Origin of the sequence: Demequina sp. NBRC 110054, from assembly GCF_002090115.1 — a bacterium.
In the GTDB taxonomy this organism is placed as follows: Bacteria; Actinomycetota; Actinomycetes; order Actinomycetales; family Demequinaceae; genus Demequina.
This window is the reverse complement of record NZ_BBRK01000005.1, coordinates 370056-390602: the sequence shown is the minus strand read 5'-3', so window position 1 is coordinate 390602 and position 20547 is coordinate 370056. Positions and strand designations below refer to the sequence as shown.

Below are 20547 nucleotides of genomic sequence, written 5' to 3'. Positions count from 1 at the left end.
GCCGTCCGGCCCCGGTCAGCCCTGGTTGGAGTCCTGCTGCGCGGCGGCCTCGGCGAACGCCTCCGCGAGCACGGGAGCGATGAGGTCCATCTGCCACTGACGCGCGCCGCGAGAGGCGAGCAGGGCGCGGATCCCGGGCTCTCCGCCCCCACGATGCTCCCAGCAGGCGCGGCGCACCGCGTCGGGCTGCATCAGGTTCTCGGCGGGGATCGCGTGCTGCTCGGACAGCTCCGCGATCCGGGGCTTGACGAGCTGCAGCCGCGCGGCCGCCTCGGGGCGCTTGTCGCTCCACGCCCGAGGCGGCGGCGGGCCGTCGCCCTTGGGGCCACGCCGGCTCGGAAGCTTGTCGGTCGGCATCGCGAGCGCGGTCTCGATCGCGGGCCACCATCGCGGCGCGGCGCGCTTGGTGCCCCGCGAGCGCCACTCGGGAAGCTCGATGAGAGCCTCGTAGGACTCGGGTCGTGCGTGGGCGGCAGCGACGATCGCCGCGTCCCTGAGCACACGGCCGGGGGAGATGTCGCGGCGCTGCGCCTCCCTGTCGCGGCTGAGCCACAGCTCACGGACGATCGCAAGGCCGCGCTGGTCGCGGACCTGATGCGTGCCGGAGGTGCGACGCCACGGCTCAGGGCGCGGCTCGGGCGGGCCCGCAAGGCGCACGGCCTCGAACTCCTGGAGGGCCCAGTCGAGCTTGCCTGCCTCCTCGAGCTGGGCGTACAGGTGGTCGCGCACCTCGACGAGCACCTCCACGTCGAGCGCGGCGTACACGAGCCAGTCGTGGGGGAGCGGACGCGTGGACCAGTCCTGCGCCGAGTGCTCCTTGGCGAGGGCGAGGCCGAGCACGCGCTCGACGACGGCCGCGAGGCCGACCTTGGGCCACCCGAGCAGGCGCGCGGCGAGCTCGGTGTCGAACACCGCCGCGGGGGCCATGCCCAGCTCGCGCATGCCCGGCAGGTCCTGGCTCGCGGCGTGGAAGACGAACTCGGCGTCGCGGACGGCCTCCTGAAGGCTCGACAGGTCGGGCAGCGCTGCGGTGTCGATCAGCGCGATGCCCGCGCCCTCCCGCTTGAACTGCGCCAGATACGTCGCCTGCCCGTAGCGGAAGCCTGACGCGCGCTCGGCGTCGGCCGCGACCGGGCCAGTGCCGGCGGCGAAGGCAGCGACGGCCTCCGCGAGCGCCTCGGGAGTGTCGATGATCGGCGGGACGCCGCCCTCAGGCTCGGTGAGCGGGACGGCGGCGGGCGCCTCGACGTCCTGTCCCTGCTCGCCGTTCTCGGCCGCGCGCTGAGCGGCGTCCTCGGCCTGGGCGTCGGTGCTCATGCGCGACCACCAGGAAGAAGGGTGACGCCCTCGGGCACGGGGGGCAGCCCCGAGCACGAGGCGAGGAGCTCCGTCCACGCCTGCACGTGCGGGCCGATCCGCGAGTCCTCGGGGGTCCACGACGCGCGCAGCTCCACCCGGACCTCGTCCGGGCGCTCGTCGAGATCCCCGTACGACCTCGAGACGACCTTCGTCACAGTTCCTCCTCTGTGCCGGTGCGGCACATCCTCGAGCGCCTCCTCGAGACGCGACCACGCGACATCGGCCCAGATGTCGTCCGCACCGACCTCCGCGTCCGCGAGCGCCTTCACGAGCGCCACGACACGCAGCGTCCCGTCCCAGGTCTCCTGGCCCTCGGGGTCGTGCAGCAGGACGAACCTGCCGGTGCCCTCGACGCCCTCGCCGAGCACCTCACCGTCGATCGCTGCGGCGTACGGCGCTATCCGCGTGGGAGCGGGGCTCTCGGAGACCCGCACGTCCGCTCTGATCCGCGCGTCCGCGATGGACCGCAGCGCCTCCTGGAAGGCGGGCGGTGCCGAGGCGAGGTCGGGTGCCATGATCTTCAGACTAGGACCGCCTGTGCTCCCCGCATCGTACGCCACGCTGTCGCGCACCCTCTAGGCTGGTACGCGGAGTTCTCCCCGACGTAAGGAAGTGCTATGTCCCTCGCTCAGATCGGTGTGACCGGGCTCGCGGTCATGGGTCGCAACCTGGCCCGCAACTTCGCGCGCAACGGCTTCACCGTCGCTGTCCACAACCGTTCGCCGCAGAAGATGACGTCACTTCTGGAGGAGCACGGAGAGGAGGGCGACTTCGTCGGCTGCGAGTCGCTCGAGGACTTCGTCGCCGCGCTCGAGCGCCCGCGCAAGATCGTGATCATGGTGCAGGCGGGCGCGGCCACCGACGCGGTGATCGACTCGCTGATCCCGCTCCTTGAGGAGGGGGACGTCATCGTGGACGCGGGCAACGCCCACTTCCCCGACACGCGTCGGCGCGAGGCCGCGCTGCGCGAGAAGGGCCTCCACTTCGTCGGCTGCGGCGTGTCGGGAGGCGAGGAGGGCGCGCTGCTCGGCCCGTCGATCATGCCCGGCGGACCCGCGGCGTCCTACGAGACGCTCGGCCCGATCCTCGAGAAGATCTCCGCCAAGGTCGATGGCGTGCCGTGCTGCACCCACGTCGGCCCCGACGGCGCGGGCCACTTCGTGAAGATGGTCCACAACGGCATCGAGTACGCCGACATGCAGCTGATCGGCGAGGCATACCAGGTGCTTCGTGAGGCGCTCCACCTGACTCCCGCTGAGATCGGTGAGATCTTCGCCGAGTGGAACGACGGCGACCTCGAGTCGTTCCTCATCGAGATCACCGCGGAGGTCCTGAAGCAGGTCGACGCGAAGACGGGCAAGCCGCTTGTGGACGTCATCGCGGACCAGGCCGGTCAGAAGGGCACTGGCCGCTGGACCGTGCAGAGCGCGCTCGACCTCGGCGTTCCCGTGACGGGCATCGCCGAGGCGACCTTCGCCCGTGCGATCTCGAGCCAGATCGCCCAGCGCGAGGCCGCGCGCGACGTGTTGTCCGCCTCGACCGGCGACTGGCACATCGTCAACCGCGAGGGCTTCATCGAGGACGTGCGGCTCGCGCTCTACGCGTCGAAGGTCGTCGCGTACGCGCAGGGCTTCGACCAGATCCAGGCGGCCTCCGAGGAGTTCGGCTGGGACATCGACCGTGGCGCGATGGCCCGCATCTGGCGCGGCGGCTGCATCATCCGCGCGCAGTTCCTCAACCGCATCACCGAGGCCTACGAGCGCGACGGCGATCTCGCCTCGCTGCTCGTGGACCCGTACTTCTCGGACGTCCTGTGCGGCGGCGTCGGCGCGTGGCGCCGCATCGTGTCGCAGGCCGCGCTCAGCGGCGTTCCCACGCCCGCGTTCTCCTCGTCGCTCGCGTACTACGACGCGCTGCGCGCGGAGCGTCTGCCGGCCGCGCTGATCCAGGGTCAGCGCGACTTCTTCGGGGCGCACACCTACAAGCGCGTCGACGTCGAGGGCACCTTCCACACGCTGTGGTCCGGTGACCGCAGCGAGGTCGAGGCCTAACCCGCGGTGCGCGCCCCGACCCCCGTCCTCGTCGGAGGAGACATCGGCGCCTACGCGCTCATGCGCGCCTTCAATGAGGCGTACGGGGTGCGGGGCGTGATCGTGTCGCGGGTCCGCACCAGGGCCTTCGCCCACACGCGCCTCGCGGATCAGGTGATCGCGAACGTGGACGACGCGGAGGCGCTGCTCGCGGCGCTCGAGCAGATCGCCGCCGAGCGACCGGACGAGCGGCTCGTGCTGCTCACCAACGCCGACTGGTACGTCGAGACCCTCGCGGCCGCGCGGGACCGGCTCGAGCCGCGCTACGAGATGCCGATGTGCACCGCCGAGCAGTTCGCGCGGGTGTCGGACAAGGCGCTGTTCCAGGCGGACTGCGAGGCGCTCGGCATCCCGGTGCCGCGCACGATCGAGGTGTCGTTCACCGACGGGGTCCCGAGCCCCGACAAGGACCTGGAGCTGCTGACGTACCCCGTCATCGGCAAGCCCGCCTCGTCCGCGGAGTTCTACTACGTCGACTATCCGGGCAAGCTCAAGATCCACGATCTCGAGGACCGCTCGGACGTGGACGACCTGCTCGAGCGGCTGCGAGCGGCGGGATTCACCGGCACGTACCTGCTTCAGGAGTTCATCCCGGGCGATGAGACCCAGATGCGGTCCCTCACCGCCTACCGCGACGCGCGCGGCAGGGTGACGATGCTCGTGACCGGACGCGTGCTGCTCGAGGAGCACACCCCAGGGACTCTCGGCGTGCCGGCGGCGATCCTCACCGAGCCGTACGCGGACGCGATGGACGCGATGACGCGCTATCTGGATCGTGTGGACTATCGCGGATTCGCGAACGCCGACTACAAGCGGGACGCGAGGACCGGGCGGCACGTCTTCTTCGAGGTCAACCCGCGCATCGGGCGCAACAACTGGTACACGACCGCGTCGGGAGTGAACCCCGCGCACCACGTCATGGCCGACCTGGATGGCTCGCCGATCGCGACGGTGCACGGCGACGAGTCGGTGCTGTACTCGGTGGTCCACCTGTCGCTGCTGCGGCGCTACCTGCCGGAACGTGCCCTGCGGCAGCGCGTCCGTCAGGTCGCGAAGCGAGGCATCGCGCGCCCGCTGCACAACCCGGAGGATCGCTCGCTCAAGCGCTGGGGCGTCATCACGGCGCTCACGTGGAACTACTGGCGCAAGTACCTCCAGTACTACCCGCGACCCACCGAGTCGGGCCACTGACCAGCGCTTCTCAAATGGATAGGCTCGCGTGACATGACCCCGCAACTGGTCGGACGGCGCCCGACGCTCACGCCCTCGGCCCTCGTCGACGACCTCGTCCCGCCGCCCCACTTCGCGGACGCAGCCTTCGACACGTATCTGCCCGACCCGGACTACCCGAGCCAGGCCGCTGCGCGCGAGCGGATGCGCGATTTCGCGACCCGATCCGTGCGTCGCGGGATTCCCGGGCTGCGTCCGAGCAGCGGGGGCACGGGCCTGTACCTCGACGGCGGATTCGGCGTCGGCAAGACCCATCTGCTCGCGGCTGCCGCGCACGCGATCGGGGACAGGGCCGCCTTCGGCACGTTCGTCGAGTACACGCACCTCGTCGGCGCGCTCGGGTTCGCGGCCGCACGCGCCGAGCTCTCCCGCTTCGCGCTCGTCTGCATCGACGAGTTCGAGCTCGACGACCCCGGCGACACGCTCCTCATGGCGAGGCTCATGCGCGAGCTCACCGACGCGGGCGTGGCGATCGCTGCGACCTCGAACACCCTTCCCGACAGCCTGGGCGAGGGCCGCTTCGCCGCTGAGGACTTCAAGCGCGAGATCCAGTCCGTGGCGCGGCTGTTCACCGTCGCGACCGTGGACGGCCCTGACTACCGCCACCGCGGCGACCTTGCCTCCCCGGCGCCCGCACGCGCGGAGGACGTCGAGGAGGTGCGGGCAGAGCCGGCGGGCGTGATCGAGGACTGGTGGGAGCTCGTGGCCGATCTGTGGCACGTGCATCCGAGCCGCTACGGCGCCTACGTCGCGGGCATCGAGGTCCTCGGCCTGCGAGAGGTCGCGCCGCTGCGCGACCAGGCGCAGGCACTCCGTCTCGTCGCGCTCGTCGATCGCCTGTACGACCGGGACGTGCGGATCGTCGCCTCGGGAGCCCCGCTCGATCAGGTCTTCCCGGCGGACATGCTGCGCGGCGGCTATCGCAAGAAGTACTTCCGGGCGGTCTCGCGACTCACGGCGATGGCCACGCGCGACTGAACCCGCGCACCTCTGCCGTGTCTGTCGCCGGAGCCGGTCAGGGTCCGGCGACGACGAGCGCCACGGAGCCGGGTCCCAGGACGATGCCGTCGTCCCCGGTCTCGACCTCGCCGAAGGCGGCGATCACCTCGCCGGCCGGGACGATGCTGGGGGAGCCCGACAGGTTCGCGTGGACCGTCACGGGGCCGGTCATGGTGACGACGCGAGGCGCCGACTCCGTCACGGAGACCGGGGAGGCGTCCCAGGCGCCGGGCTCGAGGGTCCGTGCACGCGCGGCGATGACCGCCGCGGTCCAGCGTTCGATCTTCTGCCTGGTCTCGGGTGCCGGCGGCTCCGTGCCGAGCTTGGAGCCGACGAACGTGTCCCTGCTCTGCGGGTCCGGGACATCGGGAGATCCGCCGTAGAGGTCCTCCCAGCCGTGGCCCGCGAACTCGCTCATCCTGCCCTGTGAGACGGCCGAGCCGAGCGGCTCGTCGTGGTCGGTGAAGAACATGAAGGGCGTCGTCTCGCCGTACTCCTCGCCCATGAACAGCATCGGGGTGAAGGGGCTGAGGAGGATCAGCGCGAGCGAGGCGGCCTGCGCGCCCTCGCTCAGGCGCGCGGAGGGGCGGTCGCCGAGCGCCCTGTTGCCGACCTGGTCGTGGTTGGACGCGAAGACGACGAAGCGGCGGCGGTCCATGTCGATGGGCACGGGCGCACCCCAGTCCTTGCCGCGGAACGTCGAGAACGAGCCGTCGTGGACGAACACGCCGCGGTACGCCTTGTCGAGCGCCTCGATCGAGCCGAAGTCCCCGTAGTACCCGTGCGTCTCCTGGGTGAGATAGGCGTGCAGCGCGTGGTGCACATCGTCCGCCCATTGGGCCGTCATCCCGAGCCCGCCCTCGGCGGTCGGGGTGACCATCGACGGCTGGTTGAGGTCGGACTCCGCGACGAGCGACAGGGGACGCCCGAGGTTCGCCGCGAGGCCCGCCACGGTGTCCGACATCTCCGCGAGCAGATGGCATTCGGAGTCGTCCTGGAGCGCATGCACTGCGTCGAGGCGAAGGCAGTCGATGTGGAAGTCGCGCAGCCAGCGCACGGCGTTGTCGAGGATGAACGCGCGCATGCCGTGGGACTGCGGCTGGTCGAGGTTCACGGCCCAGCCCCAGGGAGTGTCATGCGCGTCGGTGAAGTAGGGGCCGAACTGCGCAAGGTAGTTGCCGTCGGGGCCGAGGTGGTTGTAGACGACGTCGAGGCACACCGCGAGCCCAGCGACGTGCGCGCGGTCGACGAACCTCTGCAGCGCCTCGGGGCCGCCGTACGCGTCATGCACGGCGTAGAGCGACACGCCGTCATAGCCCCAGCCTCGTTCGCCAGGGAAGGCGGCGACAGGCATCAGCTCGATCATCTGGACGCCTCGCGAGGCGAGGTCCTCGAGCCGGGCCGCGTCGATCGCGTCGAGCGTCCCGCCCTCCGTGAACGTGCCGATGTGGAGCTCGTACGTGACTGCTCCGCGTGCGTCCAGGCCGGCCCATGCCGCGTCGTGCCACCGGTGCGCCGAGGAGTCAAATGCCCGCGAGAAGCCGTGCACCCCGTGCGGCTGCCACGCGCTGCGCGGATCAGGGAAGGGTCCGTTGCCGTCGATCTCGAACGCGTAGTCCGTGCCCGGCGTCAGGGTGGGGCCCACCCACCAGCCGTCCTCCGCGCGGTCCATCGGCTCGACGAACGGATCGGTCGAGTCGGGACGCACGTGGACAAGGACGTCGCCCGCGTCCGGTGCCCAGACCCGGGCCCTCATGCGACACGCTCCAGCAGTGCGACCGGGTGGTGACGCAGGACCGACGCGAGCGGCACCATGCCACCGTCGAACTCCGCCTTGCCGATCACATCGCGCCATCGACCTTCCGGCAGCTGCACCGTCGTGTCGGCCCACCCGCCGAGCCTCTCGAGCTCGAGGGCGACGCGCGTCGCCACGGTGACGATCTCGGCGCGCTCGCCGATCGTGCGGGCGAAGACGACGGCGTGGCCCGAGGAGGAGGCGAGCGCCTGGTAGCCGGCGGCGTCGCCCACGAAGGCCTCGCGGTGATCGCGGCGCGCGTGGAGCGCCCTCATCGTGACGAGGAGCTTCTCCTCCCACAGGGTGCGCGCCTTGCCGCCCTTGAGCAGGTGCTGGAGGGACGTGTCACGCGAGTCGAAGTCGACCGGCCTGCGGTTGTCGGGATCGACGAGCGAGGGTGACACGCACTCGTTGCCCTGATAGCAGTCGGGCACGCCCGGCATCGTCAGCTGGATCAACTTGCCGCCGAGAATCGCCGCGCGGACGCCCTCGGCGGTGTCGTGATGCCACTGGAGCACGAGCTCACGCACGTCAGGATCCGCGTGGGTAGCCCTCGCGAAGCTCTGGACCGCGAACTCGTACTCCTCGTCGACCGACGTCCATGTGGTGTAGGTCTTCGCCTCGCGCATCGCCTTGGTGAGGTAGCCCGAGAGCCGCTCCCACTCCATCATGCCGTCCTCGTCGGAGGTGCCGACGAGCGTCTGCCACCACAGGTTCTCCATGCGACCGTCCAACTGGGACGGGATCTGCTCGGCCGTGAGGGTGTGGAGACGGTTGATGAGCTCGTCCCAGTCCTCGGGCACCTCGCTCAGCACGCCGAGTCGTGCCCGCACGTCCTCGGAGCGCTTGGTGTCGTGGGTGGTGAGCGAGGTCATGGCGTGGGGGAACGTGTGCTGCTGCTCGCCTGCCCACGCGTGGAAGCCCGCGGGCGGCACGGCGAATCGGGCGGCGGGTGAGCCGACCTCGCACAGCGGGAGCAGGTGGGTCCAGCGGTAGTAGGCGGTGTCCTCGACGCCCTTCGCCATGACTGCGCCGCACGCCTGCTGGAAGCGGGTGATGAGCTCGGCCCTCGTCGCGCCCTGGGTTTGGCCCGCGGAGCCCACCTCGTTGCCCTTGAGGAGCTCGACGACTACATCGAGGGTCTCGTAGCGCTCGGGATCGAGCAGCTCGCGCGCCTTGTGCGCGGCCTCGTCGATCGCCTCCAGCGACATCGGCTTCGGGGGCGTTCCCGGCACGACGTACGCGCGGTAGCGGTTGAATGCCACGAGCAGGCGGCGGATCGAGTCGTAGAGCGCGCGCCACGTGTGGTCGCGCAGGCGCACGTCGGCGACGCAGATCTGGTGCGCGAGGTTCGCCAGGCGATGCACCTCGCTCGACAGCGACTCCTTGACGATCTCTCGCTTCGCGTCCTGGATCAGCTCCGGGAGCGCACCGAGCGCGTCCCCCGTGAGCCTGTAGAGCGTCCCCGCGAGCGGCGCAGCGCCCGCCGGATCGCGCAGCAGCGCGCCGACGCGCCACCCGGCCTCGTAGCCGGTGGTGCCGGCGGTCTTCCACGAGGTCGGCAGCTGCTCGTCTCCCTCGAGGATCTTCTCGACGACGATCCACGCGCCGTCCGTCGCCTCCGAGAGCCGCTCGATGTAGCCCGCGGGATCCGCGAGGCCGTCCGGGTGGTCGATGCGCAGCCCCTCGAGCGTGCCGTCCTTCACCAGGTCCACGATCACGCGGTGGGTCTGGTCGAACACGTCGGGGTCCTCGACCCGCACCGCCACGAGCGAGCCGACGTCGAAGAAGCGCCGGTAGTTGAGCTCCTCGTTGCCGACGCGCCAGTACGCGAGGCGGTAGTTCTGCTCGTCGACGAGCGTCGCCATCGGGAGGTTCTCGGTGCCCTCCTTCACGGGGAACACGTGCTCGTAGTACCGCAGCACCGGCACCTCTCCCGCGTCCTCGAAGCCGGGGACGATCATCCGATCGAGCTGCAGCTCGTCGCCCGCGAGCAGGGACCCGAGGCGCTGCCCGAGCACCGGCATGAGGACCGGGTCGCCGCTCGACCAGTCGACGTCGAACCAGTGCGCGTAGGGCGAGTCGGCCCCCTCGGCGAGCACCGACCACAGGGCGCGGTTGTGGTACGCCGGGGTGGGAACGGCCATGTGGTTGGGGACGAGGTCTGCGATAAGGCCGATGCCCCGCTCTCCCGCGCGCCAGGCGAGGTCGCGCAGCGCCTCCTCGCCTCCCAGGGCGTCGGAGATCCGCGAGTGGTCGACGACGTCGTAGAAGTGCGTCGAGCCCGGCGCGGCCGTCAGGATGGGGGACAGGTAGAGGTGGGACACGCCCAGCCGCTCGAAGTAGTCGAGCCGATCCGCTGCGTCCGCGAACGTGAAGTCCGGCGTCAGCTGAAGACGGTACGTGGACGTCGGAACGGGCGCATCCGCGCGGTGTCCGAGTCGCTTCGTACGTTCGTGCGGTCCGTCTGCCATGAAGGTGACTCCCATCGTCGGTGTCCGGGTTCAATCATGTCAGACACCGGTCACGGGAGTATTAATTCCCTGGCAAAGCCAGGTAAAGCGAAAATCATGCGCATCGGTGCCGGGGCCGCCTCGCGGAGCGGGCGGCCCCGCCCGGCTCACGCGCCGACGGTCTCGACGGCAGTGACCCGCACCTCGACCTCGATGTTGCCGCGCACCGCGTTCGAGTAGGGGCACATCGTGTCCGCCTTGGCGGCGATCAGCTCGGCGGTGGCCTGGTCGATCCCGAAGGCCTCGACCTCGAGCGTGACGGCGAGCGCGAACTCGTGCATCGACACGGGCCCGATGCCGACCTTGGCGGTGACGTGCGACGCGTCGAGCTTGATCTTCATGCTCTTCGCGGCGCTCTGGAACGCGGAGTTGTAGCACGCGGAGTAGCCCGAGGCGAAGAGCAGCTCGGGGTTGGCCTTCTTCGGGGTGGTGATCGGGTTGGGGATCACGAGGTCCAGGTCGATGAGGCCATCGGGGGACTCGACGTGCCCCTTGCGGCCGTCTCCCGTGGCCTTGGCGGTGGCGGTGTAGAAGACCTTCGGCTTCGCGGTCATGGTGCTCCTTCCGGGTCGGCGCGCGGTGGACACGATGCGTCCCGAGGGCCGCGGGCCTTTCGTCGTTCAATGTAGACGAACTAGTATGTCTACGTCCACGCGGTGCAGAATGTTCCCCGGGTCGCAAGACGGCCCGTCGGCAGGTGAGGAGGAGTCATGGGTCAGACGGTGCATGCGCGCTCCGAGGCTGCGGCGCCATCGGAGAGCCCGGTGCGGCAGCGCATCCTCGCCTCGGCCTCGCGAATGTTCCGCGAGCAGGGCATCCGTGCCGTGAGCGCGGACCGGATCCTCGCCGACGCGGGCTGCGCGAAGGTCACCTTCTATCGCCACTTCCCGACGAAGGACGACCTGGTGGTCGCCTACCTCGAGGCGGAGCTGGACGACGCGAGGCGCGTGGTCGAGGCGGCAGCCCTGCTTCCGGAGTCCGCACGCATGGAGGCTCTCGCGCGCGCGGTCGGCGATGAGATGTGCGCGCCAGGATTCCGCGGCTGCCCCTTCATCAACGCGGCCGCCGAGTATGCCGACCCCGATCATCCGGTGCGCGCGGTGGTGACGCGGTTCCGCGAGTGGCTCACGGGCGAGATCGCCGCGAGGCTCGAGGCGCTCGGCGTCGACGATGCGGAGGATCGCGCCGCGGAGATCATGATGCTCCGCGACGGCGCGATGGTCGCTGGCTACCTGACCGGTGACGTCGAGGGTGTGACCGCGGCGCTCCAGCGCTCGGTCGGGGCCATTGTGGGTCGATCGATCTGATCCGACGCTCTCGGCCGTGAGGAGGCGCCACGCACCTCTGGCCTCGGTGCGCGCGTGGGGCGTCTCGCGTCTGGGCCCCGGGCGCGGGCCCGGGCCTGGGACCTGAGCCCCAGGTTCGCCGCTGTGCACGGGTCGATGCTCGGAGGTGCGTTCGGACTCTCCTAGGGGGCCGCGCGGGACCTCGGTCCCGGCGAGGAGAGTGGAGAGTTTGAAACGATTCACTCAACGGGCTCGACCCGTCAACATCCCTCGGGCCACCCGGCCCACGACTGGAGGTGCAACGTGGCACAGCGCATGATCTGGAATCAGACGGCCTACTTCGGAGCGGGTTCGATCTCTGTGATCCCCGGCGAGATCAAGGGACGCGGCTTCACCAAGGCGTTCGTCGTCTCGGACAAGGTGCTCATCGATACCGGCGTGACCGGCAAGGTGACGGACCTGCTCGAGCAGGCCGGCATCGCCCACGAGGTCTACAGCAACGTGGTCCCGAACCCCCCGATCGAGAACGTGCAGGCGGGCGTCGAGGCGTTCAAGGCCTCGGGCGCGGACGTGCTCATCGGCATCGGCGGCGGCTCGCCGCAGGACACCTGCAAGGCGATCGGCATCATCGTCGCGAACCCCGAGTTCGCCGACGTGCGCTCGCTCGAGGGCGTCGCTCCGACCAAGAACCCGGCCGTGCCGATCATCGCGGTGCCTACGACCGCCGGCACTGCCTCGGAGACGACGATCAACTACGTGATCACCGATGTCGAGAACCGCCGCAAGTTCGTGTGCGTCGACCCTCACGACATCCCCGTGCTCGCGGTCGTCGACTCCGAGATGATGGCGACCGCGCCGCGCAGCCTCAAGGTCGCCACCGGCCTTGACGCTCTGACCCACGCGATCGAGGGCTACATCACCGCGGGAGCGTGGGAGCTGTCCGACCTGTTCCACCTCAAGGCCATCCAGGTCATCGCGAGCGCCCTCAAGGACGCGGCCGACGGCGACGAGAAGGCCATGGAGCGCATGGCTCTCGCCCAGTACATCGCGGGCATGGGCTACTCGAACGTCGGCCTGGGCCTCGTGCACGCGATGGCGCACCCGCTCGGCGCGTTCTTCGAGGCGCCGCACGGTGTCGCGAACGGCATCCTGCTCGCCCCGGTGATGGCGTTCAACGCCGAGGCTTCGGGAGAGAAGTACCGCGACATCGCCGAGGCATTCGGCGTCGAGGGCGCGCAGACCATGCCGCTCGAGGACGCCCGCAAGGCGGCCGTGGACGCGGTCGCGACGCTCACGACCGACCTGGGCAACCCGACGACGATCACCGCGGTGGGCGCCTCACCCGAGGACGTCCAGCCCCTCGCGGAGGCGGCATTCGCCGACGTGTGCGCGGGAGGCAACCCGCGCGCGGCCTCCGTCGAGGAGATCGCCGAGCTCTACGGCGCGCTGCTCGGCTGAGCAGCCTGCATCCACGCGAAGACGGCCGGGCCCAGAGGGGCCCGGCCGTCGTGCGTCGTGGGGAACACGCCGGCGAGGGGCGCCGTTGTCTCTCTCATGGACGCTTGGGATGTCAGGGACTGGCGGCGCCGTACGTTCGCTCTCTACTCCGCGGTGCGCGCGGCCGCGGACCCGCTCGAGGGACACCGGAGGTGGGTCGAAGGACGGGACGCGCTGCTCGCCGAGCACCCCGCGTCTCCCGTCGCAGGCGCGGACCGCGCGGGCTTCCGCGCACGGGTCGAGCCCTATGACCCCGCGTTTCGCTTCGTCCTGCCGGTCATTCCGGCGACTCCCGAGCGGTGGGAGGTGCAGACGGCCTCCGACGGAGTGGTGCCGTTCGTGCGCGCGGGGCGCGTCGACGTGCCGGAGCTGGGTTCGCTCGACGTGTGGTGGTTGGACAGCTACGGCGGTGGGATCTTCGTCCCGCTGCGCGACGGCTCAGGGGAGACCTACGGCGGTGGGCGCTACGTGCTTGACACCGTGAAGGGCGCGGATCTCGGAGGCGGCCCGCACGACCTCGTCGTCGACCTCAACTTCGCTTACCAGCCCTCGTGCGCCTACTCGAGTGACTGGGTGTGCCCGCTTCCCGGGCCCGGCAACACGCTCGAGGCGCCGGTGAGCGTCGGCGAGCTGCTAGCGCACTGACGCGCGCGAGGGACGTGCCCGCGCCGGGAGGTTGGAGAGGTACCCGGCGCGGGCACGAGCTCAGAGCCCGAGCGTCTCGCGCACCTGCGGCTCGACCAGGGCGAGGGCGGCGTCACGCGCAGGCGCCGCCTCGTCCTGGGACAGCGCGGCCGCGGCGATCGCCTCGCACTGGGCCTGCGTGTGGTGGCGGATCGCGTAGCGCACCGCGGGCAGCGCCCCGGGCGACATCGACAGCGAGGTGATGCCGAGTCCCGTGAGGACGAGGGCCATGAGGGGGTCCGAGGCGGACTCGCCGCACACGCCGACGGGCTTGGAGAGCTTCACGCCTGCCTGCGCGGTCGCGCGCACCAGCTCGAGGACGGCGGGCTGCCACGGGGAGAGCAGATCCGCGAGCTCGCCGCGGAGGCGGTCGGTCGCCATCGTGTACTGCGCGAGGTCGTTCGTTCCCAGGGAGACGAAGTCGACCTCGGTGAGGATCGCCTCGGCCCGCAGCGCCGCGGCGGGAACCTCGACCATGACGCCAACCTTGCCGATGCCGGCGATGCGGGCGCGTGAGGCGAAGTCCTTGGCCTCGGCGGGGGTCGCGATCATGGGGGCCATGGCCCACACGGTGTCGTCTGCGACGGTCCCGAGTGCGGTGACCTGCGTGTCGATGAGATCGGGCAGGGTGCGGGCCAGACGGAAGCCGCGCACACCGAGCGCGGGGTTCTCCTCGTCGAGCTGCGTCGCGAATGCGAGGGGCTTGTCGGCGCCTGCGTCGATGGTGCGGACCACGAGCTTGCGGCCCGCGAGCGCGTCGATCGCCTCGCGGTAGGTCGCCGCCTGGTCTTCTGCGGTGGGTGCGTCAGTGGCGTCCAGGAACAGCACCTCGGTGCGGAACAGGCCGACGCCCTCGGCGTGAGCGGCGACAGCACGGACCGCGTCGACGGGGGTGCCGATATTGGCGAGCAGTTGGATCGCGTGGCCATCGCTCGTGGCACCCGGCGCGGTGTCGGCAGCCAGTGCGGCCTCGGCCTCGACGCGTGCGAGGTAGGTGGCCTGCAGGGCGGCGTCGGGCTCGACGGTGACCTCGCCCGAGGATGCGTCGACGGCGACCGTGGTCCCCTCGGCGACTTCCAGGATCCCGGCGACTCGCACGAGGCAGGGAATGCCGAGCTGGCCGGCGATGATGGCGGTATGCCCGGTGGGGCCGCCGAGCTCGGTCACGATGCCGGCGACGAGGTCAAGGTCGAGCGTCGCGGTGTCGGCGGGGGAGAGGTCCTCCGCCGCGACGACGGAGCGCTCGGTGAGCGTCAGCCCGGGCTCTTCCGCGCCGAGCAGGCGCGCCACCACGCGGTCGCGCACCGAGTTGAGGTCGGTGACGCGCTCGGCGAGGTAGCCGCCGGCGGCCTCGAACATCGCCGCGAAGCCCGCGACCGCCTCGGTCACGGCCGTCGCGGGACCAGTGCCGGCGGTGACGCGGTTCTTGACGTCGCCATGCAGCGAGACGTCGCCGGCCATCAGCGCTGTAGCCTGCAGGACCTCGGCAAGGCCGCCTGACGCGGCGTCGGCGCGCGCCTGGAGGCTCGCGGACACCGCGTCGAACGCGTCCTGCACCGTCGTGAGGGCGGCTTCGACATCGGCGGGAGCGGGCTCGTTCGCGGGCGCCTTCGGCGCAGCGTGGACGAAGGCGATCGGCGCAACAGCGCACGAGCGGCCGACGCCGATCCCGACGAGGGTCTCCGCCTCGGTGGTGACGCTCATGCCGGCACCGAGTCCAGGTCGGACTCGAGCATCGTCACGAGCTCTTCCAGGATGGAATCCGAGCCTTCGTCGCCCACGAGAGTGACCGTGTCCCCGCATGCCAGGCCGAGGCTCATGATCCCCAGGATCGACGCGGCGTCGATCGGATGCTGGCCTTCCTTCGCGATCGTGATCGCGTGGCCCGACGCGCCCGCCATCTTGGCGAACGTCGCGGCCGGACGCGCGTGCAGGCCGGTCTTGTTGAATACGGTGGTGGTGCGCTGAGGCATGTCGTGTGCCCTTTCTCGAGCTCCGTTGCTGGAGGCGGATTTGCCCGGGAAGCAAAAAAGACCCGGAGCGGCTGGTGAGCCACATCCAGGTCTTGCCCGTGAGAACCGGTAACAATCCGTCAGTGGCAGAGACGGTACCTCGCGGACAGATGTCGCGCAACCGGGTGTGGCTGAACTCTCCTCTCTCGCTCGCAATCGGACACGAACCGGTTCGCGCGGGACCCCGCAAGGGCGGCGTGCCGTGGTTGCGTTGGTGTTCGACGGGTGTTACATTCGCTCCAATCGCGGAATGGCCCGCGATCGAAACACACGGGATTGTGACTTTTCAAGGCAAGACCCGGGTCTCGAAGGACGTGCAGCCCTCGGCTGCGGCGAAGCGTCCCTTCTCGAGGTCCGGGTCTTTTTTCGTCTAGGGGGCACGTTCCGCTCGATGATTCAAGGAGGAATCATGGCAGCTCCGACCAAGTACGACACGATCGCTCACGCGGTCGTCGAGGCGATCGGAGGGAAGGACAACATCAAGTCGGCGACGCACTGTGCGACCCGTCTTCGTCTGACGCTCAACGATCGCGACAAGGCCGACAAGGCGACGGTCGAGTCGACCAAGGGCGTCATCACCGTCGTCGAGTCCGGCGGGCAGTTCCAGATCGTCATCGGCAACGACGTCTCGAAGGTCTACCAGAGCCTGGTCGAGACCGAGGGAGTCTCCGCGGAGGGCGCCGCGATGTCCGGCGGCATCATGGCTCGACTGATCGACCTGGTCACATCGATCTTCACCCCGTTCCTCTGGGTGCTCGCCGGAACCGGTCTGCTCAAGGCGCTTCTTGCCACGGCCGTGTGGATCTGGCCGACCTTCTCGGGTACCTCGACATACGCCATCTGGTACGCAGCGGGTGACGCGGCCTTCCAGTTCTTGCCGGTCTTCCTTGCTGTCACCGCAGCGAAGAAGTTCAAGGCCAACCAGTGGGTGTCCATTGCCATCGCCGGCGCGCTGATCTACTCGGAGACGATTGCGGTCATCGCGGACGCCGAGGGGAACAGCCTCACGCTCAACGCCTTCGCGGCTGCGGGCGGCGCGCTCGACTTCATCGGCATCCCGGTAATCATGCCGTCCTACCTGTCCGCAGTCATCCCGGTGATCATCGCGGTCTACGCGCAGGCGAAGTTCGAACTGCTCATGGACAAGGTCCTGCACTCGTCGATCCGCAACTTCGTGAGCCCGTTGGTGACAATCGCCGTGATCGTGCCCACGACCTTCCTCGTCATCGGACCCGTCTCCGACTGGCTCGGTACCGTGCTCTCCGAGGGCGTCAACTGGGTCTGGGGCCTCAGCCCGGCCGTCGGTGGCGCTCTCATGGGCGCCGGCTGGCAGGTCTTCGTGATCTTCGGTCTCCACTGGGGATTCGTGCCGTTCATCGTTCAGGACCTCTCGACCCAGGGCTACTCGCTGCTCACCGGCCCCCTGTTCGCCGCCGTTCTCGCTCAGGGTGCAGCCGCCGCCGCGGTCTTCTTCAAGACCCGGAACAAGGACCTCAAGGGCGTGGCCGGTCCGGCCGCGATCTCGGGTCTGCTCGCCGGCATCACCGAGCCTGCGATCTACGGTGTGACCCTGCGCCTGAAGAAGCCGTTCATCTACGGTGTCATCGGTGGTGCCGTCGGTGGTGCGATCGCCGCTGCTGGTGGCTCCGCCGCGGAGGGCTTCGTGCTCCCCGGCCTCATCACCCTCACCTCGACCATCAACATCGGCTCGTTCACGATGCAGCTCATCGGTACCGGCCTCGCCATGGTGATTGCCTTCACCCTCACGATGGTGCTCGGTTTCAAGGACATTCCCGAGGCCGAGGATGCCGTGGGCGACGCGGTGCTTGACGCCGGTGACCTCGAGGTCGGCGCGCCCGTCGAGGGAACCGTCATCCCGCTCGCCGAGGTCGCGGACCCCGCGTTCGCCTCGGGTGCGCTTGGCCACGGCGCGGGCATCATGCCGGCCAACGGCACGGTCGTCGCTCCTGTGGCGGGCGAGGTCATCACTGCGATGCCTCACGCCTACGGCATCCGCACCACGGGTGGCCTGGAGGTGCTGGTTCACATCGGCATCGACACCGTGAAGCTCGAGGGCAAGCACTTCACGCCCAAGGTCAAGCAGGGTGACGTCATCGAGCGTGGCGCCGTCCTCGCCGAGGCGGACATCGCGGCCCTCGCGGCAGCGGGCTTCGACACGACGACCCTGGTGATCGTGACCAACACCAAGGAAGGCGACCACGTGACGATGTCCACGGACGCCAAGGTGGCGGGCGCGGACTACCTCCTCACGGTCGTTCGCTGACCTGACGTCGGGGTTCGCGTCGGCGCCCGCCGGCGCGAACCCCGACACATGTCCGTAGTTCAGCAGGAGGATCGGTATGTTCGAAGCCAAGGGCAGCGTGGCCCAGGTGCAGGGAGCGTGTGCGATGAGAATCGCAAAGGTGTTCAACAACTCGGTGGTGCTCGGCGTCGACGAGCAGGGCGGCGAGGTCGTGCTGTTCGGGCGCGGTGTCGGCTTCCAGGCCAAGCGGGGCGACACCGTCGACGAGTCCATCGTGGAGCGACGCTTCGTCCCAGGAGCCAATGCGTCCGCGGAGCGGATCGCAGCCCTCGTCGAGGAGATTCCCGCAGACGATCTCGATCTCACCGAGCGCATCGTGGTCGCCGGCCGGGAGGCGCTCGGCAAGCACGTCACTGATCACGTGCTGGTACCCCTCGCCGACCACATCAGCTTCGCGTTGCGACGGGCCCGCGAGAACGTGCCCGTGATCGAGTACCCGCTGAGGTACGAGGTCGAGTCCCTCTATCCTGAGGAGCTCGACTTCGCCCGCACGGCGCTCGGAATGATCGAACAATTCTCCGGTGTCAGGCTTCCGGATGTGGAGGCGGTGCCGCTCGCGCTGCACTTCGTGAACGCGCAGTTCGGCTCGCGCGACATCTCCACGACGATGAACATGACGACCGAGCTGGCCCACCTGCTCGACATCATCCGCGAGGAGTACAGCGCGAACATCGACGAGGACTCGACCGCGGTCGCGCGCTTCGTCACCCATCTCAGGTACCTCTACGTGCGCGGGCGCACGGGCATCAAGCGCGACCTCGAGACGCCGCCGCTCGCGGCTGCCATCAAGGCCACCCAGCCTCGAGAGCACGCGACGGCCCTGCGCATGTCCCAGTACCTCGCAGAACGCTATGGGTGGGACGTGGGGGAGGCTGAGGTTCTGTACCTCTCCATCCACGTGATGCGGCTCACGGCCGGCCTCAGCGGCACCTCTCAGGAGTCGTGATGCACGCGGAGGTGGCCCTCGTCGCGTCGTCGATCGTGTCGCTCGTAGGCGGGGCCGACAACATCGCCGCGGTCGAGCGTTGCATGGTGCGGCTGCGTCTGGTGCTCGCGGATCCCGACGTTGCCGACGTGGAGGCGATTCGGGCCCTTCCTGGGATCGCGCTCGCCATGCACCTCACGGGCCAGCTGCAGATCGCTCCGGCCGCGCATCTCGACGACCTCTACACGGCGGTGAGTCACATCGTCGCCGTTTCGCGCGCCTGACACGGCGCACCACGAGTTTCCTCGGCGCGCCCCGCGTGCCGTCCACCTCACACAGAAGGAACAGCCATGAGTGACAACGCCACGCACTTCCCGGAGGGTTTCCTCTGGGGAGGCGCCACCGCCGCCAACCAGATCGAGGGCGCCTATGCCGAGGGCGGCAAGGGACTGTCGATCCAGGACGTGACACCGAAGGGCATCATGTTCGACCGCATCGAGGGTCCGACGGAGGACAACCTCAAGCTCGAGGCGATCGACTTCTACCATCGCTACGCCGAGGACATCGCCCTCTTCGCCGAGATGGGCTTCAAGGTCTTCCGGTTCTCGATCGCGTGGTCGCGCATCTTCCCGAACGGTGACGAGGAGACCCCGAATGAGGAGGGACTCGCGTTCTACGACCGCGTGCTCGACGAGCTGGAGAAGCATGGCATCGAGCCGCTGATCACGCTGTCGCACTACGAGACGCCGCTGCACCTCGCGGAGAAGTACGACGGCTGGGTCAACCGCGACATGATCGGCTTCTACGAGCGCTACGCCCGCGCGTGCTTCGAGCGCTACGGCTCGCGCGTGAAGTACTGGCTGACGTTCAACGAGATCAACTCGGTGCTGCACATCCCGTTCGGCTCGGGCGGCATCAACACGCCCAAGGACCAGCTCTCCACGAAGGACCTCTACCAGGCCATCCACCACGAGCTGGTCGCGTCGGCCCGGGTGACGAAGATCGCCCACGAGATGAACCACGACATGCAGATCGGCTGCATGGTGATCTCGATGCCGATCTACCCGCTTACCCCGAACCCGGACGACGCGGTCGCGGTCATGCAGGCCGATCACGCCAACCTGATGTTCTCGGACGTGCACACGCGTGGCTACTACCCGGGGTACGCGAAGCGCTTCTTCCGTGAGAACGGGATCGAGCTCACCATCACCGAGCAGGACGCCGAGGACCTCAAGAACACGGTCGACTTCGTCTCGTTCTCCTACTACATGTCGATCTGCGAGTCCGGTGACCCGAACGTCAAGGCCGACGGCCCGGGCAACATCATGGGAGGCGTGCCGAACCCGACTCTCGAGGCCTCCGAGTGGGGATGGCAGATCGACCCTCAGGGTCTGCGGATCGTCCTGAACCAGTTCTGGGACCGCTGGCAGAAGCCGCTGTTCATCGTCGAGAACGGTCTGGGCGCCAAGGACCAGCTGGTCGAGGTGGACGGCGTGAAGACCGTCGAGGACGACTACCGGATCCAGTACCTCAACGACCACCTCGTGCAGGTGGGCGAGGCGCTCGCGGACGGCGTGAACCTTCTGGGCTACACCACGTGGGGCCCGATCGACCTGGTCTCCGCCTCGACCGCGCAGCTGTCCAAGCGCTACGGCTTCATCTACGTGGACCGCAACGACGACGGCTCGGGCACGCTGGACCGCTACAAGAAGAGGTCCTTCGACTGGTACGCCGAGGTCATCCGCACCAACGGCGGCTCGCTGCAGGCCTGATCCGCTCCCGTCGGCCCCGGGCCCGCCTCATGTGCGGGGCCCGGGGCTGACGCGCAACGATG

At 69.4% G+C, this 20547-nt stretch carries 17 protein-coding genes; 10 read left to right on the top strand and 7 right to left on the bottom strand.

Annotated features, from left to right (window positions below):
• Positions 1–15: 15 nt before the first annotated feature.
• Positions 16–1317 (bottom strand): HRDC domain-containing protein, encoded by a 1302-nt coding sequence (locus B7K23_RS11100; RefSeq protein WP_084126637.1) that lies wholly within the window; start codon positions 1315–1317, stop codon positions 16–18.
• The gene (locus B7K23_RS11095; protein WP_084126636.1) at positions 1314–1874 is read right to left on the bottom strand and encodes a DUF3000 domain-containing protein; all 561 of its coding nucleotides are present in this window, start codon (positions 1872–1874) and stop codon (positions 1314–1316) included. Before B7K23_RS11095 ends, B7K23_RS11100 begins: the two co-directional genes overlap by 4 nt.
• 102 nt (positions 1875–1976) lie before the next feature.
• Here B7K23_RS11095 and gndA point away from each other — a divergent pair, with 102 nt between their 5' ends.
• Genes gndA through zapE form a run of 3 tightly spaced genes read left to right on the top strand, consistent with a single transcriptional unit; the run spans position 1977 to position 5657 of the window.
• Positions 1977–3410 (top strand): NADP-dependent phosphogluconate dehydrogenase, encoded by a 1434-nt coding sequence (gene gndA, locus B7K23_RS11090; RefSeq protein WP_084126635.1) that lies wholly within the window; start codon positions 1977–1979, stop codon positions 3408–3410.
• A gap of 6 nt (positions 3411–3416) precedes the next feature.
• Entirely contained in the window at positions 3417–4640 is a 1224-nt protein-coding gene (locus B7K23_RS11085) for a carboxylate--amine ligase (RefSeq protein WP_234996506.1), read from the top strand.
• A gap of 33 nt (positions 4641–4673) precedes the next feature.
• Positions 4674–5657, top strand: a complete 984-nt coding sequence (gene zapE, locus B7K23_RS11080; RefSeq protein WP_084126634.1) for a cell division protein ZapE — start codon at positions 4674–4676, stop codon at positions 5655–5657.
• A gap of 37 nt (positions 5658–5694) precedes the next feature.
• On the opposite strand, the gene treZ is transcribed toward zapE, so the two are convergent.
• The 3 genes from treZ to B7K23_RS11065 form a co-directional block, all read right to left on the bottom strand.
• Entirely contained in the window at positions 5695–7434 is a 1740-nt protein-coding gene (treZ, locus tag B7K23_RS11075) for a malto-oligosyltrehalose trehalohydrolase (RefSeq protein ID WP_084126633.1), read from the bottom strand.
• Positions 7431–9947: a malto-oligosyltrehalose synthase gene (gene treY / locus B7K23_RS11070; protein WP_084126960.1), complete on the bottom strand. Its 2517-nt coding sequence runs from the start codon at positions 9945–9947 to the stop codon at positions 7431–7433. Before treY ends, treZ begins: the two co-directional genes overlap by 4 nt.
• A gap of 146 nt (positions 9948–10093) precedes the next feature.
• Positions 10094–10540, bottom strand: coding sequence for an Ohr family peroxiredoxin (locus B7K23_RS11065; protein ID WP_084126632.1), 447 nt, complete (start codon positions 10538–10540; stop codon positions 10094–10096).
• A gap of 156 nt (positions 10541–10696) precedes the next feature.
• Here B7K23_RS11065 and B7K23_RS11060 point away from each other — a divergent pair, with 156 nt between their 5' ends.
• From B7K23_RS11060 to B7K23_RS11050, 3 genes are all read left to right on the top strand, one after another.
• Positions 10697–11293: a TetR/AcrR family transcriptional regulator gene (locus B7K23_RS11060; RefSeq protein ID WP_084126631.1), complete on the top strand. Its 597-nt coding sequence runs from the start codon at positions 10697–10699 to the stop codon at positions 11291–11293.
• Positions 11294–11575: 282 nt separating this feature from the next.
• A complete protein-coding gene (gene fucO / locus B7K23_RS11055; protein ID WP_143338245.1) occupies positions 11576–12730 on the top strand; it encodes a lactaldehyde reductase in 1155 nt (384 codons plus the stop codon).
• A gap of 96 nt (positions 12731–12826) precedes the next feature.
• Entirely contained in the window at positions 12827–13414 is a 588-nt protein-coding gene (locus B7K23_RS11050; protein WP_084126629.1) for a DUF1684 domain-containing protein, read from the top strand.
• 60 nt (positions 13415–13474) lie between these two features.
• On the opposite strand, the gene B7K23_RS11045 is transcribed toward B7K23_RS11050, so the two are convergent.
• On the bottom strand, positions 13475–15157 hold the full coding sequence (locus B7K23_RS11045) for a phosphoenolpyruvate--protein phosphotransferase (protein WP_084126628.1): 1683 nt from the start codon (positions 15155–15157) through the stop codon (positions 13475–13477).
• Positions 15154–15426: an HPr family phosphocarrier protein gene (locus B7K23_RS11040; RefSeq protein ID WP_084126627.1), complete on the bottom strand. Its 273-nt coding sequence runs from the start codon at positions 15424–15426 to the stop codon at positions 15154–15156. The genes B7K23_RS11045 and B7K23_RS11040 overlap by 4 nt, the downstream gene beginning before the upstream one ends.
• Positions 15427–15874: 448 nt before the next feature.
• Here B7K23_RS11040 and B7K23_RS11035 point away from each other — a divergent pair, with 448 nt between their 5' ends.
• The 4 genes from B7K23_RS11035 to B7K23_RS11020 all read left to right on the top strand — a co-directional run bounded on the left by B7K23_RS11035 (position 15875) and on the right by B7K23_RS11020 (position 20485).
• Positions 15875–17749 carry a beta-glucoside-specific PTS transporter subunit IIABC gene (locus B7K23_RS11035; protein ID WP_084126626.1) on the top strand — a complete coding sequence of 625 codons (1875 nt, stop codon included), beginning with the start codon at positions 15875–15877 and terminating at the stop codon, positions 17747–17749.
• A gap of 124 nt (positions 17750–17873) precedes the next feature.
• Positions 17874–18734 carry a PRD domain-containing protein gene (locus B7K23_RS11030; protein ID WP_159451391.1) on the top strand — a complete coding sequence of 287 codons (861 nt, stop codon included), beginning with the start codon at positions 17874–17876 and terminating at the stop codon, positions 18732–18734.
• On the top strand, positions 18734–18997 hold the full coding sequence (locus B7K23_RS11025) for a PTS transporter subunit EIIB (RefSeq protein WP_084126624.1): 264 nt from the start codon (positions 18734–18736) through the stop codon (positions 18995–18997). The genes B7K23_RS11030 and B7K23_RS11025 overlap by 1 nt, the downstream gene beginning before the upstream one ends.
• A gap of 66 nt (positions 18998–19063) precedes the next feature.
• Complete coding sequence (locus B7K23_RS11020) at positions 19064–20485, top strand: glycoside hydrolase family 1 protein (RefSeq protein ID WP_084126623.1); 1422 nt, start codon at positions 19064–19066, stop codon at positions 20483–20485.
• Positions 20486–20547 lie beyond the last annotated feature (62 nt).

What these genes read in the sequence shown, in the direction of transcription:
- B7K23_RS11100 (WP_084126637.1), bottom strand. Translation starts at nt 1,317, where the DNA reads ATGAGCACCGACGCCCAGGCCGAGGACGCCGCTCAGCGCGCGGCCGAG.
- B7K23_RS11095 (WP_084126636.1), bottom strand. Translation starts at nt 1,874, where the DNA reads ATGGCACCCGACCTCGCCTCGGCACCGCCCGCCTTCCAGGAGGCGCTG.
- gndA (WP_084126635.1), top strand. Translation starts at nt 1,977, where the DNA reads ATGTCCCTCGCTCAGATCGGTGTGACCGGGCTCGCGGTCATGGGTCGC.
- zapE (WP_084126634.1), top strand. Translation starts at nt 4,674, where the DNA reads ATGACCCCGCAACTGGTCGGACGGCGCCCGACGCTCACGCCCTCGGCC.
- treZ (WP_084126633.1), bottom strand. Translation starts at nt 7,434, where the DNA reads ATGAGGGCCCGGGTCTGGGCACCGGACGCGGGCGACGTCCTTGTCCAC.
- treY (WP_084126960.1), bottom strand. Translation starts at nt 9,947, where the DNA reads ATGGCAGACGGACCGCACGAACGTACGAAGCGACTCGGACACCGCGCG.
- B7K23_RS11065 (WP_084126632.1), bottom strand. Translation starts at nt 10,540, where the DNA reads ATGACCGCGAAGCCGAAGGTCTTCTACACCGCCACCGCCAAGGCCACG.
- B7K23_RS11060 (WP_084126631.1), top strand. Translation starts at nt 10,697, where the DNA reads ATGGGTCAGACGGTGCATGCGCGCTCCGAGGCTGCGGCGCCATCGGAG.
- B7K23_RS11050 (WP_084126629.1), top strand. Translation starts at nt 12,827, where the DNA reads ATGGACGCTTGGGATGTCAGGGACTGGCGGCGCCGTACGTTCGCTCTC.
- B7K23_RS11045 (WP_084126628.1), bottom strand. Translation starts at nt 15,157, where the DNA reads ATGAGCGTCACCACCGAGGCGGAGACCCTCGTCGGGATCGGCGTCGGC.
- B7K23_RS11040 (WP_084126627.1), bottom strand. Translation starts at nt 15,426, where the DNA reads ATGCCTCAGCGCACCACCACCGTATTCAACAAGACCGGCCTGCACGCG.
- B7K23_RS11035 (WP_084126626.1), top strand. Translation starts at nt 15,875, where the DNA reads ATGGCAGCTCCGACCAAGTACGACACGATCGCTCACGCGGTCGTCGAG.
- B7K23_RS11030 (WP_159451391.1), top strand. Translation starts at nt 17,874, where the DNA reads ATGAGAATCGCAAAGGTGTTCAACAACTCGGTGGTGCTCGGCGTCGAC.
- B7K23_RS11025 (WP_084126624.1), top strand. Translation starts at nt 18,734, where the DNA reads ATGCACGCGGAGGTGGCCCTCGTCGCGTCGTCGATCGTGTCGCTCGTA.
- B7K23_RS11020 (WP_084126623.1), top strand. Translation starts at nt 19,064, where the DNA reads ATGAGTGACAACGCCACGCACTTCCCGGAGGGTTTCCTCTGGGGAGGC.